The 16,460-nt window shown below is 41.3% G+C and carries 13 protein-coding genes; all 13 read left to right on the forward strand.

Features of this window, described 5'->3' with window-relative positions; genetic code table 11:
• Positions 1 to 84: 84 nt before the first annotated feature.
• Positions 85 to 561 carry a MarR family winged helix-turn-helix transcriptional regulator gene (locus ACYH0L_RS08235; RefSeq protein WP_099725788.1) on the forward strand — a complete coding sequence of 159 codons (477 nt, stop codon included), beginning with the start codon at positions 85 to 87 and terminating at the stop codon, positions 559 to 561.
• On the forward strand, positions 539 to 3,658 hold the full coding sequence (locus ACYH0L_RS08240) for an MMPL family transporter (protein ID WP_099725787.1): 3,120 nt from the start codon (positions 539 to 541) through the stop codon (positions 3,656 to 3,658). The genes ACYH0L_RS08235 and ACYH0L_RS08240 overlap by 23 nt, the downstream gene beginning before the upstream one ends.
• A 29-nt stretch (positions 3,659 to 3,687) precedes the next feature.
• Positions 3,688 to 4,416 (forward strand): elongation factor P 5-aminopentanone reductase, encoded by a 729-nt coding sequence (gene ymfI, locus ACYH0L_RS08245; protein ID WP_249704915.1) that lies wholly within the window; start codon positions 3,688 to 3,690, stop codon positions 4,414 to 4,416.
• Positions 4,417 to 4,489: 73 nt separating this feature from the next.
• A complete protein-coding gene (locus ACYH0L_RS08250; protein ID WP_034317570.1) occupies positions 4,490 to 4,747 on the forward strand; it encodes a DUF3243 domain-containing protein in 258 nt (85 codons plus the stop codon).
• A gap of 131 nt (positions 4,748 to 4,878) precedes the next feature.
• The gene (locus tag ACYH0L_RS08255; protein ID WP_482354451.1) at positions 4,879 to 5,670 is read left to right on the forward strand and encodes a DUF3388 domain-containing protein; all 792 of its coding nucleotides are present in this window, start codon (positions 4,879 to 4,881) and stop codon (positions 5,668 to 5,670) included.
• A 23-nt stretch (positions 5,671 to 5,693) separates the two neighbouring features.
• The gene (locus ACYH0L_RS08260; RefSeq protein ID WP_327925258.1) at positions 5,694 to 6,608 is read left to right on the forward strand and encodes a helix-turn-helix domain-containing protein; all 915 of its coding nucleotides are present in this window, start codon (positions 5,694 to 5,696) and stop codon (positions 6,606 to 6,608) included.
• A gap of 73 nt (positions 6,609 to 6,681) precedes the next feature.
• Positions 6,682 to 7,263, forward strand: a complete 582-nt coding sequence (gene pgsA, locus ACYH0L_RS08265; RefSeq protein WP_099725783.1) for a CDP-diacylglycerol--glycerol-3-phosphate 3-phosphatidyltransferase — start codon at positions 6,682 to 6,684, stop codon at positions 7,261 to 7,263.
• A 17-nt stretch (positions 7,264 to 7,280) separates the two neighbouring features.
• Positions 7,281 to 8,531, forward strand: a complete 1,251-nt coding sequence (locus tag ACYH0L_RS08270; protein WP_327925257.1) for a competence/damage-inducible protein A — start codon at positions 7,281 to 7,283, stop codon at positions 8,529 to 8,531.
• A gap of 177 nt (positions 8,532 to 8,708) precedes the next feature.
• Entirely contained in the window at positions 8,709 to 9,752 is a 1,044-nt protein-coding gene (gene recA, locus ACYH0L_RS08275; RefSeq protein ID WP_099725781.1) for a recombinase RecA, read from the forward strand.
• A 491-nt stretch (positions 9,753 to 10,243) separates the two neighbouring features.
• Positions 10,244 to 11,806: a ribonuclease Y gene (gene rny / locus ACYH0L_RS08280; protein WP_007499477.1), complete on the forward strand. Its 1,563-nt coding sequence runs from the start codon at positions 10,244 to 10,246 to the stop codon at positions 11,804 to 11,806.
• 89 nt (positions 11,807 to 11,895) lie between these two features.
• Positions 11,896 to 12,690 carry a TIGR00282 family metallophosphoesterase gene (locus tag ACYH0L_RS08285; RefSeq protein ID WP_099725780.1) on the forward strand — a complete coding sequence of 265 codons (795 nt, stop codon included), beginning with the start codon at positions 11,896 to 11,898 and terminating at the stop codon, positions 12,688 to 12,690.
• A 202-nt stretch (positions 12,691 to 12,892) separates the two neighbouring features.
• Positions 12,893 to 13,153, forward strand: coding sequence for a stage V sporulation protein SpoVS (spoVS, locus tag ACYH0L_RS08290; RefSeq protein WP_003211281.1), 261 nt, complete (start codon positions 12,893 to 12,895; stop codon positions 13,151 to 13,153).
• Positions 13,154 to 13,357: 204 nt separating this feature from the next.
• Positions 13,358 to 16,405, forward strand: coding sequence for an efflux RND transporter permease subunit (locus ACYH0L_RS08295; protein WP_482354452.1), 3,048 nt, complete (start codon positions 13,358 to 13,360; stop codon positions 16,403 to 16,405).
• Positions 16,406 to 16,460 lie beyond the last annotated feature (55 nt).

Here is a 16,460-nt window from a genome sequence, read left to right on the forward strand (position 1 = left end):
TTTGTGAGGATAATGATTGACAATTGTTTTGGTCATTAGTTAAACTCTTTAATAGTTAAACACTTAAACTAAAAGGAGCAGCGTATGGAACAAAATAAAATTGCACAGCTCATTCAGAGGTATGCAGACGTTTATCTCATGATGGAGAAAAAAGTATCGAGTATGATCACAGAAAAGCTTGATAAAGAGCTTACCCTTGATCAGTATTACTCGCTTCGATACATCAATTTACATCCAGGGTGTACATCAACGGACCTAGCTTATGTATGTAATGTGAATAAAAGTGCTGTGACATCAATGACGAACCGTCTATTTACAAAGAACTATATTGTTCGTGAGCACGATCAAGCTGATAGAAGAAATGTGCACCTGTACGTCACGCCAGAGGGCAAAGATGTCGTCAGCCGAATGGAAAAGCAGCTTCAGGATCTAGTTCGATCTTATTTTGAAAAGCTGGAAGAAAAAGAAATGGAATCATTTATTCAAACATATGAAAAGATTTATCAGATTATCATCGAAGAGGAGGCACAAAGTAATAATGAGAGCAATCATAAAGGGTAGATGGCTTATCACGATCCTTTGGGTCGCATTAGCGGCAGTGTTACTTATCACCGCTCCTAATATGGCGCAATTAACAAAAGAAAAAGGGCAAATTTCTGTTCCGGATGGGTATCCGTCCTCATATGCCGATCAGCTATTAAAGAAAATGTCTGATAGCGGAGATACGGAAAAATCAATCGTCATTGTTTTTCAAGAAAAGAACATTGTCAAAGAAAGAGAAACATCTTTAAAAAAGGCAATGGAGATTTTAGAAAAGGATAAAGATCTCCACGTAGAAGACATCACTTCTTATTTTGAAGCGAACAAAGATATCAAAAAACAAATGCTCTCTAAAGATCAAACGACGCTCCTTGTTCCAGTTACATACGACTCAAGTAAAATCAAAGCATCCGATTTTAAAGAAAGAGTCAATGAAAAGCTAAAGAGCCTGAACCTAAAATTTGAAATGACAGGGCAGCCGTTAATCGATGATGATGTTCTCACAAGCTCCCAGGAAGGCCTGAAAAAAACGGAGTTCATTACGATCGGGTTTATTTTAGTCGTTCTTGTACTTGTCTTTAGGTCAGCGGTGGCACCACTCGTTCCGTTAGTCTCAGTGGCACTTTCTTACTTAGTCAGTCAATCGATCGTAGCTTACTTAGTCAAATATCTAGACTTTCCGCTTTCAACCTTTACCCAGATCTTTATGGTCGCGATCATGTTTGGGATTGGAACGGACTATTGTATTTTACTCCTAAGCCGGTTTAAAGAAGAGCTTTCACATGGAAAGGATAAAATTGAAGCGATTATTACAACGTATAAAACAGCAGGGAAGACGGTTTTATTCAGTGGTATTGCTGTGCTGATTGGCTTCACTTGTATTGGTTTAGCGCAATTCCAGCTTTATAAATCAGCTGTTGCAGTCGCTGTTGGGGTCGCCGTGTTAATCTTGGCACTACTTACCGTTGTTCCATTTTTCATGGCTGTTTTAGGGAAAGTGTTGTTTTGGCCGATTAAAGGTGATATCGCCCACCCGCAATCGAAAATATGGGAAACAGCAGGTCGTTTTTCATTTAAGAAACCGCTTTTTAGTTTATTAATCGTAGGGATCATCACACTTCCGCCAATTCTTATGTATAAAGGAACTCTTTCCTATAACAATCTTGATGAAATCGGTAATAAATATGAATCCGTCAATGCGTTCAATACGATTTCTGACAAATTTGGACCAGGGGAAGCACTCCCGGCAACGGTTGTGGTGAAATCATCTGATCTGTTAGACAACAATAAAGGGCTGATTGCCGTTGAAAAGCTCAGCCGTGCAATTGAACAAACAGATGGCGTAAGTAAAGTGAGAAGTGCGACACGTCCTGTCGGTAAAGGGCTGAGTGATCTATACGTGAAATCACAAGCCAAAGAGCTAAATACCGGACTTGATAAAAGTAATGAAGGCTTGAAAAAAATCCAAGATGCACTGACGACAATGAGTAAATCCATTGAGGATCAAACGCCGCAAATCAAATCATCTGGAAAAGGCATTAACAAATTGATTTCTGGTACAGAATCAGTGCAAACAGGCATTCAAAACGTCGAAAAATCGTTAAAAGATTTGCAAAGCGGAATCGATCAAAACAAAAAAGGTGTAGCAGCCATTAAAGAGAAAATCAAAGGTGCGAAAAAGGAATTAATGGCTCAAGTTGCACAAGTGAATCAACAAGTATCACTATACAAAAGCATTTCCAAAGAATTAAAGGCAGCATTAGCGCAAGTGGATACGTCATCCTCTGCCGCAGCGGATGTAAAAGCATTAATCACACAAGCAAATAAACAATTTAGTACACTCGAAAAACAAATTCCGCAGGTAAAAGAAAATCAATCGTATCAAGCCATTAAAGCTTCATATAATGAACTTTCTACGACCTTGCAAGAAGGGGCGAAACAGGCAGACAGCTATGCCAAACAAGCTAAAGAAGCCAAAAAACAGCTTGAAGCAGCGGATGCCTTTATCGCAAAAGCTTCAGAGCAGCAAAAAGTCTTGACGAGTCAAATCGATGAGCTCATTGCTGGCTTAGACGCAATTGAAACTGGACTGGATCAAACGTCTAAAGGTCAAGGACAGTTAGCTGATAATATGCCAAAGCTTGTAAATGGAGCTGGGCAAGTGATTGATGGTCAAAAACAAATGAAAGAAAAGATTGGCGGCTTTGGTGATAACCTGACCAAGCTGACAGATGGCCTGAACAAAAGTGTAGATGGACTTGAGAAAATTTCAAGCGGGTTAATGGGTGCAGGTGACTACTTAGACGAACTGAAAAATGCACCAGATCAAGACATGGCCGGTTGGTTTATCCCAAAAGACGTGCTGAAAAATAAAGCATTCAAGCAAGTATTTGATTCATATATGTCGGATGACCGCAAAATGACAAAGATTGATGTCATTTTAGAAAAAAATCCATATGGCAATGAAGCCTTGTCGACGATTAAGCAAGTGGAAGCTTCTGTCGAGCGGGCACTTCCTGAAACGAACCTAAAAGATGCATCATTCGGCGTTTCAGGTGTATCAAGTATGAACGCTGATTTAAAACAGCTGTCAGACCAAGATTTCAATAAAACAGTTCTTTACATGATGATCGGTATTTTCCTCATCCTGGTGATCCTGTTCCGGTCGATTGTCATGCCGCTTTACTTGGTTGGTTCACTCATTTTGACTTACTTTACAGCAATAGGTGTAACGGAATTTATTTTCACCCAATTCTTCGGATATCCGGGCATCAACTGGGCTGTTCCATTCTTTGGCTTTGTCATATTGATGGCGCTGGGAGTCGATTATTCGATTTTCTTAATGGAACGGTTCAATGAATACAAAACAAAAGACATTCAGTTTGCAATGACCGAATCAATGAAGAATATGGGATCTGTCATCATGTCTGCTGCCGTTATTTTGGCAGGAACATTTGCAGCGATGCTGCCTTCTGGTGTGCTGTCACTTTTACAGATTGCAACACTTGTCCTAACAGGACTTTTACTGTATGCACTCATTGTGCTACCATTGTTCGTACCTGTTATGGTCAAATTGTTCGGAGCCGCAAACTGGTTCCCATTTAAACGAAAAGAATAGGTATTTCATAAAGAAAGTAGGAACAATGTATGAGTCGTTGGGCGCTTATTACTGGTGCCAGTGGAGGGATTGGGCAGGCGGCAGCCAAAAAGCTTGCCCAAGAAGGCTGCCACTTGATGCTTCATTATCATCAAAATGAACAGGCAGCCATGCGTCTCTCCGCTCATCTGGAAGAGACATATGAAATAGAGACGCACATCGTTCGTGCAGATTTAGCTAAAACAGGCGGAGCAGATGAGCTTGTCAGGTGTCTGCCGTTATTTCCAGATATACTTGTTTTGAATAGCGGTAAGAGCCATGTCGGTTTAGTGACAGATACAGAAAAGGAAGTTCTAGCCAGCATGGTGCAGCTTCATGTCACAAGTCCATATGAGCTCACCCAATCCCTTTTGCCTGCAATGATTCAAAAAAAAGCAGGTCATATCATTGCGGTTAGCTCCATCTGGGGAGAAACGGGCGCATCGTGTGAAGTGCTGTACAGCATGGTCAAGGGTGCACAAAATGCCTTCATTAAGGGACTCGCAAAAGAGCTTGCCCCAAGTGGAATTAGAGCAAATGCCGTCTCGCCCGGTGCTGTTCAGACTGACATGATGCAAAGCTTCACACAAGAAGACATTGCGATGCTTAAAGAAGAGATTCCACTCGGCCGGCTTGCAGCACCCGAGGAGATCGCAGATGTCATTTGGTTTCTCGCCTCAAAGCAGTCAAGTTATATGACGGGTCAAATTTTATCCGTGAATGGCGGCTGGTACTGTTAAAAAACGTGTATAATTCGTCTCTCCATGACAAAAGCTATGGCTGTAATTCATCTTTTCGAATGGAGGAATCGACATGTCTGTACTTGAGAGCTGGGACCATTGGAAAAATTTTTTAGGTGACCGTTTAAATCATGCGCAGGATAAAGGTTTATCAGATGACACAATCAACAACCTTGCGTATGAAATTGGCGGATATCTAGCGAACGAAGTGGATGCAAAGAACGAGCAGGAAAGAGTGCTTGCTGACCTTTGGAGCGTTGCATCAGAAGATGAGCAGCGCGCCATTGCAAACATGATGGTCAAGCTAGTAGAAAATAATAGCTCACACTAAACAAAAAGAGGGGTCGTTTGTGCCTCTCTTTTTATTTTAACCGTTTAGCAACATTGTGCTTTCTAAAAATGTGAAAATGCTTTATGATAAAGGAAGGTAAAATTTTGCCACAATGAAGGGGGTAATATCATTTGGCAAAGCTCGAATGGTATTTTGAATATGAGATACATGTAAACCGTCCCGGACTTTTAGGAGACATTTCTTCTCTAATGGGGATGCTTTCAATTAATATTGTGACAATTAATGGTGTTGATGTATCAAGACGCGGAATGCTTTTGCGCTGTGACCACACAGATCAAATTAAGCGCCTTGAATCAATTTTAAATACAATGGAAACGATAAAAGTAACAAAATTAAGGCAGCCAAAACTTCGTGACCGTTTAGCTGTTCGTCATGGACGATACATCCAGCGGGATGCTGATGACAAAAAGACGTTCCGTTTCGAAAGGGACGAGCTCGGTCTTCTTGTTGATTTTATGGCTGAACTATTTAAAAAAGAAGGACATAAATTGATTGGGATTCGCGGAATGCCGCGTGTTGGAAAAACAGAATCAATTGTTGCTTCAAGTGTATGTGCAAGCAAAAGATGGCTGTTTGTATCGTCTACTCTTTTGAAACAGACCATCCGCAGTCAGCTGATTGCTGATGAATACAGCCCAGATAACGTCTTTATTATTGATGGAATTGTGTCGACAAGAAGAGGTTCTGAGAAACACTTACAGCTTTTAAGAGAAATTATGAGACTGCCTGCAACAAAAGTGGTCGAGCATCCAGACATCTTTATTCAAAATTCAGAATATACAATGGATGATTTCGACTATATCATTGAACTGCGCAATAGTGTAGACGAAGAAATTACATACGAGCACGCTGAAGAACCACAAGTATTTGATCATTCTGGTTTTTCCGGCTTCGATTTTTAATATGGTAATGGTAGGTGTTTGTTTTGACTGAATTGGGAAAACGGCTCGTTGAGGCCAGAGAGGAAAAAGGGATGTCGCTGGAGGACCTTCAGGCGGCGACCAAAATCCAAAAGCGCTATTTGCTAGCAATCGAACAAGGAAACTATGATATTATTCCAGGTAAATTTTACGTCAGAGCGTTTATTAAACAATATGCCGAAGCCGTTGGACTAAATCCTGAACAATTGTTCGAAGAATTTCGTAAAGATGTACCAAGCACGTATAACGATGAAGTATCTGATAAATTATCAAATATTAAACCGCAGAGAGAGCTGCCAAAACCTGCCTCGAAGGTGCTGGAGCTATTGCCGACGATCTTAATCATTGGAGGCATCCTTGTGGTGATCGCCATTATATATGTGATCGTGCAAGCGGTCAATCAGGATAGCGGACAGAAGAATAATCAGACAGCTCCTCAGAAATCAGAATCAAAATACGAAGTGTCTGAGGATTCATCACTCGCAAAGGATCAAAAGAAAAAAGAAAAAGCCTCGTCAGATGATAAAGAAAATACATCTAAAAAAGACGATTCATCAAAGGATGATTCATCAAAAGACGATGAAGCTGTTTCTTTGAAGGCCACGAATACAGAAGGATCCACGACAACATATGAAGTGTCAGGTGCAGATGAGATGGAGTTAACCATTTCTGCCTCGCAAGCTTCATGGCTGCGCGTGAGAGACGAATCTGGAAAAGTGCTGAAGATGGGTGAACTGAAAGATGGCGAATCGTTTAAAACAGACCTGTCGGAGCTCTCCCAGATCGATATCCGTCTCGGGAATGCGACTGGAATTGACATCAAGGTCAATGACGAGACACTTAAGTACGAATTAGACCCTAAAGACACGATGACACAAAACATTGTGATTGTGAATAAAGGAAAGGAAAAGTCATCTTAAGCAAGTAGATGACTTTTCTTTTGTTCCTACTATTATATACATAAAAAATTGCTTTATTGGAGGATTGGATTTCATGTTTAACTTACCGAATAAAATTACTCTTTCTCGGATCGCCTTGATCCCTGTTTTTATGATCATTATGCTTGCACCTTTTGACTGGGGTGTTGCACGCTTTGGTGATGTCAGCATTGAAGTGACTCACCTTGTCGGAGCGATCTTGTTTATTGTGGCTTCGACAACCGATTGGATTGATGGTTACTACGCACGTAAGTTCAATTTAGTGACGAATTTTGGTAAATTTTTAGATCCGCTTGCAGATAAATTGCTTGTTTCAGCTGCTTTAATTATACTTGTTCAATATCACCTCACGCCGGCATGGATGGCCATTGTCATCATTAGCCGTGAATTTGCTGTAACAGGTCTAAGGCTCGTATTAGCCGGAGGCGGTGAAGTGGTAGCGGCCAATATGCTTGGAAAAGTGAAAACATGGGCGCAAATCATTGCGATTTCGGCACTTCTATTGCATAACCTGCCGTTTGAACTTGTATCATTCCCGTTCGGTGATCTTGCGATGTGGGTAGCGGTGTTCTTCACTGTTGTCTCAGGCTGGGATTACTTTGCGAAAAACTGGGAAGCTTTAAAGAATTCTAACTAACAAAGGACGTGTACGCTTTGAAGTCAGAGAGAAAAGCAGAAATTATTGCAGTCGGTTCCGAACTTTTGCTAGGGCAAATTACGAATACGAATGCACAATTCATCAGCAAACAGCTAGCTGAAATTGGTGTGAACGTTTATTACCACACAGCAGTTGGTGACAATCCAGAGCGTTTAAAACAAGCCATTCAAGTAGCGCAGGAAAGATCTAATTTTATTATATTCTCAGGCGGTCTTGGACCAACAAAAGATGATTTAACAAAAGAAACCATTGCAAATACGCTCGGAAAAGAGCTTGTGCTAAATGAAGAAGCATTTGAATCGATTCAAGACTACTTTCGAAAGACCGGACGTGACATGTCACCGAACAACCGTAAGCAGGCACTCGTTCTAGAAGGATCTGATGTGCTGGTGAACCGGTTCGGGATGGCACCAGGTATGTTTATTCAAGAAGAAGATACGTTTTATATTCTGCTTCCTGGACCACCAAGTGAACTGCACCCGATGTTTGAAAACGAGGCGAAGCCGCTGATTTCTGAGAAACTTGGCTTAAAAGAAAAAATCGTGTCTGTTGTGTTGCGTTTCTTCGGAATCGGTGAATCACAGCTTGAAACAGACCTTGAAGATTTAATCGATGCTCAGACCAATCCGACGATTGCACCGCTTGCAGCTGACGGTGAAGTGACACTAAGGCTCACAGCCAAGCACGAGGATGAAAAAGAAACGGAGCGCCTGTTAAAAGAAACGGAAGCGCAAATTTTAGATCGGGTAGGCGAGTACTTCTACGGATATGGAGATACATCTCTTGTCCGTGAAGTTTCCAAGGCCTTGCACGAACACGGGAAAACAGTAGCAGCCGCTGAAAGTCTGACTGGCGGCATGTTCTCCGAATGGCTGACAGATCTCGAAGGGGCATCATCGATTTTTAACGGAAGTGTGGTTTGTTATACCAATCAAGTGAAGCAGCAGGTGCTTGGCTGCCGGGAGGCAACGTTGTCTTCTCATGGCGCTGTCAGCAAAGAGTGCGCTTTAGAGCTCGCTGAGGGCATTAGAAAGCTGACAGGAAGCGATATCGGTATTAGCTTCACTGGTGTGGCAGGACCTGCTAGCCAAGAAGGACAGCCTGTCGGAAAAGTGTTCATTGGGCTATCCACTAAAGGTCAGAAAGACGTGTTTGAATGGATGTTTACAGGCAGTCGATCAGGCATTCGAAAACGCGCTGTGAAATATGGTCTGCATCACTTGCTCAAATTATTAAAAGAGAGTTAATTTTGTTTTTTGTTAGGTTTACTCCTTTATAAAAGACTGTTTTTTCTAATAGAAACAGCTCTTTTCTTAAAAGATCTGCCAAGAAAAAATCGAATATGTGTTCGTTTTTTTCTTGGCAAATGACGTAAAACAAGGTATAGTATAGATAGTGGAATTGATAAAGGAGGAAACAATAGAATGAGTGATCGTCAAGCAGCCTTAGATATGGCTCTTAAACAAATAGAAAAACAGTTTGGTAAAGGCTCTATTATGAAACTAGGAGAGCAAACAGATACACGTATTTCAACAGTACCTAGTGGTTCGTTAGCACTTGATACTGCGCTTGGAATAGGTGGATATCCTCGCGGTCGTATTATTGAAGTATACGGTCCAGAGAGTTCTGGTAAAACGACAGTGGCACTTCATGCAATTGCTGAGGTTCAGCAGCAGGGAGGACAAGCAGCATTCATCGATGCAGAGCATGCACTAGATCCAGTTTATGCTCAAAAACTAGGTGTCAATATTGATGAGCTGTTACTTTCTCAGCCGGATACAGGAGAACAAGCACTTGAAATTGCAGAGGCACTTGTCCGCAGTGGTGCAGTTGATATTGTTGTCATTGACTCAGTAGCTGCTCTTGTACCAAAAGCAGAGATTGAAGGAGACATGGGTGATTCACACGTTGGTCTTCAAGCCCGTTTGATGTCTCAAGCACTTCGTAAACTATCAGGTGCTATCAACAAATCGAAAACAATTGCCATCTTTATTAACCAAATTCGTGAAAAAGTAGGGGTCATGTTCGGTAACCCTGAAACAACGCCTGGTGGACGTGCTCTGAAGTTCTATTCATCTGTTCGTTTAGAAGTGCGCCGTGCTGAACAGCTGAAACAAGGCAATGACATTATGGGAAATAAAACAAGAATTAAAGTTGTGAAAAACAAGGTTGCACCGCCATTCCGTATTGCGGAAGTAGACATCATGTATGGTGAAGGGATCTCAAAAGAGGGAGAAATCATCGACCTTGGAAGCGAACTAGATATCGTACAAAAGAGCGGAGCTTGGTATTCTTACCAAGAGGAACGTCTTGGACAAGGCCGTGAAAATGCGAAACAGTTCCTTAAAGAAAACAAAGATATCCTTCTCATGATTCAAGAACAAATCAGAGAACACTACGGTTTGGATACAAACGGAGTGAAAGCAACCGAAGAAGAGGGACAAGAAGAATTGGAATTTAAAGACTAAAAAGACGCTGAAAAGCGTCTTTTTAGATTGTTGACAAAGGGCTAAAATTGATCTTTTAGCCCTTTGTCTTCTTTTTCAGCTTCAGCGTGATAGAAAACCTTTGAAGTCTAGGAAGGACGAGTACCGGAGCGGAGTGAATGTGACATTCGTGAGCACCGGCACGCAGGACTGACACCGAATGCGAAGGTTTGTCTACACACTGAAAAGCGTCTTTTTTTTACAATTACATGACAGATAGCGGTCAAAAGTTCTGTCTTCGCTTGAAATAACGACTTACGCCTCAGTCTGACTAGCTTGACAAGTATTTCCGACACAATTACAATGGAAATGTATCACTTGTTTTTCTTAACATGATTGATAACTAATTTAAACTTGACAAGGGCAGTGAGGATCTCATTCCCTGTGAAGGCCCTGTATGTTGAGGTACAAAACAATGTACATGCCGACACTTTATTTGTAAAACCAAGTTCATAGCAAGAGGAGGTGAAAATATGTCGCCTACGATGTTTACGATCATCTCCATTTTGCTGAGCCTAATCTGTTTAGTTGTTGGCTACTTTGTTCGTAAAACCATTGCAGAAGCAAAAATATCCGGCGCAAGAAACATGGCCGAACAAATTGTTGAGGATGCAAAGCGTGATGCGGAAGCATTGAAGAAAGAAGCGCTCTTGGAAGCGAAAGATGAAATTCATTCGTTTCGTGTAGAGGCGGAGCAAGAAGTTCGTGAAAGACGTAATGAGCTTCAAAGACAAGAAAACCGTTTACTTCAAAAAGAAGAAAATCTTGATCGCAAAGATGAAACTTTAGATAAACGGGAGTCCCTGTTGGAGAAGAGAGATCATTCTCTGAATGAACGACAACAACATATTGAAGAGATGGAAAGCAAAGTGGATGATATGATTCGTTTGCAGAAAGCCGAGTTGGAACGCATTTCTAGTTTAACTCGAGATGAAGCGAAACAAATCATTCTGGATCAAGTTGAAAATGAGCTTTCCCACGACATTGCAGTCATGACGAAAGAATCTGAAAACCGGGCGAAAGAAGAGGCTGATAAAAAGGCGAAAAACATTCTTTCACTTGCGTTACAGCGTTGTGCAGCTGATCATGTAGCTGAAACAACGGTATCTGTAGTCAATCTTCCAAATGATGAGATGAAAGGTCGTATTATCGGACGTGAAGGACGAAATATCCGTACGTTAGAAACGTTAACAGGTATTGACCTGATCATAGATGATACACCTGAAGCTGTCATATTATCGGGCTTTGATCCGATTAGACGTGAAACAGCGAGGATAGCTCTGGACAAGCTAGTCCAGGATGGCCGCATTCATCCTGCACGAATTGAAGAAATGGTGGAAAAATCACGCCGTGAAGTCGATGATTATATCCGCGAGATGGGTGAGCAAACGACATTTGAAGTCGGTGTTCACGGTCTGCATCCGGATCTCATCAAAATTCTCGGTCGCTTAAAATTCCGTACAAGTTATGGACAAAATGTCCTGAAGCATTCAATTGAGGTTGCACATCTTGCAGGTCTCATGGCTTCAGAGCTTGGAGAAGATGCAAAGCTTGCAAAACGAGCAGGTCTTCTGCATGACATTGGAAAAGCCATTGATCATGAAGTAGAAGGAAGCCACGTAGAAATTGGCGTTGAGCTTGCGACGAAATATAAAGAGCATCCTGTTGTCATCAACAGTATTGCCTCTCACCACGGTGACCAAGAACCGACATCTATTATCGCTGTTCTTGTTGCGGCAGCTGATGCATTATCTGCAGCACGCCCTGGTGCAAGAAGTGAGACGCTTGAAAATTACATTCGGAGACTTGAAAAATTAGAAGATATCTCTGAATCTTATGAAGGTGTTGAAAAATCGTTTGCGATACAGGCTGGACGTGAAGTACGTATTATGGTGAAGCCAGATTCAATTAATGATCTTGAAGCTCACCGTCTAGCAAGGGATATTCGTAAGCGAATCGAGGACGAGCTCGATTACCCTGGTCACATTAAAGTGACGGTCATTCGAGAAACTCGCGCAGTAGAGTATGCAAAATAGAGCGGTGCGCTTAGCGCCGCTTTATTTTTTTGTGTAAATATGCAACACTGATAGGAAGATCAATTTATAAGAGAAAGGGTACAAAACGCATGAAAATATTATTTGTTGGAGATATCGTCGGTTCACCTGGCAGAGATACACTGAAAGAATACTTGCCGAAACTTAAGAAAAAATATCAGCCGCACTTTACAATTGTCAATGGAGAAAACGCGGCTCACGGGAAAGGTCTCACTGAAAAAATCTATCACGAGCTGCTGCAAGCAGGAGCTGACGTGCTCACAATGGGCAACCATACATGGGATAAAAGAGACATTTTCGATTTCATCGATGATGCAGCCAATATTGTTCGTCCTGCCAACTTCCCGCAAGGTACGCCTGGAAAAGGACTCACCTTCATTAAAAAGCAAGGAAAAGAATTGGCTGTCATCAACTTACAAGGACGTACTTTTTTACCTCCAATTGACTGCCCGTTTCAAAAAGTAGATGAATTAATTGCAGAAGCATCCAAACGTACACCATTTATTTTTATTGATTTTCATGGTGAAGCCACAAGTGAAAAGCTAGCAATGGGCTGGTATACAGATGGTCGTGCATCATGTGTTGTTGGAACGCATACACATGTTCAAACAGCTGATAACCGCGTATTGCCAAAAGGAACTGCGTATATTTCGGATGTTGGCATGACAGGTCCTTATGATGGCATTTTAGGTGTTGACCGGGAAACGATCATTAAGCGATTCAAAACGAGCCTTCCTGTCCGCTTTGACATTGCGGAAGGACGTACTACATTAAGTGCAGTGATCGTAGAAATTGACGAACAGTCGAAAAAAGCTGTCAAAATTGATCGAATTTTGATAAATGATGACCATATTTTCTTTGAATAAATGTTCACATATTTATTTCAGAAAAATATTAATCAGAAAGAAGGAATATGCGCCCTCTATCGTGAATATAGTAAAAATGGTAGGTAGCCTGCTATTTTTGAAAAACATTTTGGGGATGGATTTTCAAAAAAATAGCATCATCTAACAAAGATTGTTCTAATGAACACTCACTTATCCATTGTAAATTTAAGGGGGAGCAGAAATGGAAATTTTAAAAGTTTCAGCAAAGTCAAATCCGAATTCAGTAGCAGGAGCATTAGCCGGCGTTTTACGTGAACGCGGTGCAGCAGAAATACAAGCAATCGGTGCTGGAGCGCTGAATCAGGCAGTCAAGGCAGTGGCCATTGCAAGGGGATTTGTTGCGCCTAGCGGAGTGGATTTGATATGCATTCCAGCCTTTACTGACATTCTTATCGATGGAGAAGAAAGAACAGCAATCAAACTGATTGTTGAGCCACGATAATTCTAATTTTATTATTTTCAACCTGCTTACATCATGTAAGCAGGTTGTTTTTGTTTACTGCTATACATTTCTTATATAACATATTCAGTTCATGAAATAGATAAAAAAACTACATATTAGAGCTTGCATTTTTTCACCATGATGATAAATTAAGATTAAGTTGAAAATACTTCATCAAAAATAAATATTTAAGTAGGTGAAATAATGATTGAAGCTTTTTTGAAAAGAGGAAAGCTTGTTTTTATTTTGTTTTTTATCGTTCTCATTGCCGGGGGCTATCTATTTACGCAGCTTCCTAAACGAGAACTGCCAGAATTCCAAGCAAATATCGTGACCATCTCCACTGTTTTTCCTGGTGCTGATGCAAAACAGGTGGAAAGTGATGTAACCAATAAGCTGGAATCAGCCATAACTGATATCAATGGTGTAGAGAAAACGAGCTCTGTTTCTGCCATTGGTTTTTCAAATATTGTGCTTGAAATTGATGATCAAGCCGATTTTCAAAAGGTGGCAGGTCAAATTAAAAATGAAACCACGAGTGCCGCATCTTCCTTTCCTGACGGTGTGATGGAGCCAGATGTAAAGGATGAGTTTGGCAACGTGCCGGTTGGTTCTTACATGATTGTGTCGAGTAAGTCATCTGACTTAGCGAAAAGTCAGGAATCGCTTCGTGCGTTGAAGGAAAAAGTAGAGGACATCAAAGGTGTTGACGGTGTCGTCATCAAAGGCTTCAATGACAAACAAGCGATATTGAACTTAGATTCAAGTAAGCTTGAGGATGAGGGGTTAAATGTGACCGATGTCACAAATGCCATCAATCAGGAATTTGACACTTCTCCACTAGGTGACATTCGGGCAGACGGAGAGAAGGTCAAGCTGTCCATTGATGCCTATGACCGCTTAGATCAAGTCGAAAAAATTGAGCTTTTCTCAAAAACGAATCGAGAGCCAGTCACAATTAGTCAGCTTGGCAGCTTAAAAGAAGTAGAAAAAGAGAAAAGTGATATTGTTTCGTATAACGGAAAGCCCGCCTATTCGTTTACAGTCAATATAAAACCAGGGCTTGATATTCCTAAAATGTATGACAAAGTCAGTGTTGTCATTGAAAAAGAGAAACAGCTGCCAAATGGTGTAGAGTGGGTAGACTATTATTCTCAAAAAAGTGAAGTAGATGCCATTTTTAATGATTTAATCAAAGAAGCCATCGTTGCAGTCATCGCTGTCATTATCGTCACCACACTTGGTCTCACCATTGGCGGTGCCTTTATCGTTTCACTAGCGATTCCATTATCGATCACGATTGGAACCATTCCGCTGCCATTTTTACAAGTGGACCTTAATCAAATTTCAATCATTGGCTTTATCATTGCCTTAGGGATACTTGTGGATGATGCCATTGTCGTTAACGATAATATTTTAAGGCAGATGAAAAAATACGAAAGCCCGCTTAAAGGAACGATTGCAGGGGTGAAAGAGGTCGCAGGCTCCATTTTGACATCAACGCTTGCGGTTGTGTTTGCCTTCTTGCCACTTGTTTTCCTATCTGGTGCGAACGGTTCATTTATTCGAGCATTACCGTCTGTTTTAGTGACGACTGTGCTTGCGTCTATGGTCATTTCATTGACACTTGTCCCAGTCTATCAATATACAGCGAACCGGAAAAGAAAGAACAAGAAGATTCAAAAGGAGCCGGGATTCTTAGGCAAACCATTAAAGAAATTAGCAGATTTTTATGCAGACCGCGTGCTGACAAAAATCGTGAGGCGTCCACTTCTCATTGGACTAAGTGGTTTGCTTGTTGCCACACTTGCCTTTTTACTTATCTTCGTCACACCGTTTGAATTTTTCCCTGCGGCGAATAAGAAAGAAGTTGTTGTCACTGTCACACTTCCAAGTGAAACGACATTAGACAAAACAAATGAAACATTAGAGAAAATAGAACAAGAGATCAAACAGCAAAAAGGCACTGAAGAGACGGCCATTTTTGCAGGTGGCGGTGTGCCGAACTTGTTTAATGAAAGCATCTCAAACGCAAGTGACCATACTGGTCAGGTTGTCGTGAGAGTAGACAATGAACAGATGACAAGTAAAGCATTGATTGACCGTATGACAGAGCCTTTGCGAGAGAAATTTAAAGATGCTGATATCTTTATGAAAACCATTGTTCAAGGGCCGCCAACCGGAGCGCCTGTGACTGTAACCATTGCGGGTGACTCTTTTTCAAAGCTGATTGATATCAAAGGAACGCTTACAAAAGAAATGAAAGAAAATGGAGCAAGCTTGATCACGGACGATGTCAATCAGCCGGTGAAAACCATCTCATTTGAATTAAACCGTGATCGTATGGCAGAGGATGGGCTCAGTGCTCAGTTTGTCAGCAGACAGCTTGGTCTTGTGACAGAAGGACTCCCATTAGGCACCTTTAAACAAGGAACAGAGGACATTGATCTCGTGGTCAAACAGGACATGGGTACACATCAAAATAGCCTGAAGCTAAACGAAATCAAAGTGCCTGTGAATACAAATGAGGGTGGTGTGCCTTCACTGGAGCCACTTAGCCGATATGTGAAAGAAAAAGAAACAGAGCAGTACGAGAGCATTCCACATGAAAATGGTATTCCGACCATCACGTTAAAGGCGTACCCTGGAACGTCAGATACATTTAAAGACGATATGAAAGAAGTTGTCAATCAAGTCGAAAAAAGTGATGCAGCGAAGGACTTGACCATTTCTCAAGGTGGAGAAAATGAAGATCAGACCCAATTCTTTATTGAAATTAGTCTTTTATTTGGAGTTGTCTTGCTGCTCATTTATGTGACGATCGCCTTCCAGTTCAATTCATTGATGCTTCCGCTTTTAGTGATAGGAACTGTTTACTTAGCGATATCAGGAGCCGTTATCGGACTGTTTGTCACGCAAACGCCGTTCAGCTTTATGGCGACAATGGGGATTGTATCATTAGCTGGCATCGTGGTTCGAAATGCGGTTGTCTTATTCGAATTTATTGAACAGCGGCGCAAGCTAGGTCTTGATCAACGAACAGCCGTGATTGAAGCGGGAAGAGCAAGGATTAGACCAATTTTATTAACGGCATTTACAGCACTAGTTGCCCTAATGCCTGTTGCGTTAAGTAATGACCCACTCTTTAAGCCGCTTGCAATCTGCATTGTATCAGGTGTCTTTTTCTCAACGATTCTGACACTATTAATTGTACCGGCCCTATATGTTGTTGCCGTTTCAAAAAAACGCTGACAGTTAAAGCAAATCTCCTTCTATTCGGAGATTTGCTTTTTTTTTAGAAAAATAT

The sequence above is a fragment of the Bacillus sp. MC1252 genome (assembly GCF_056838025.1).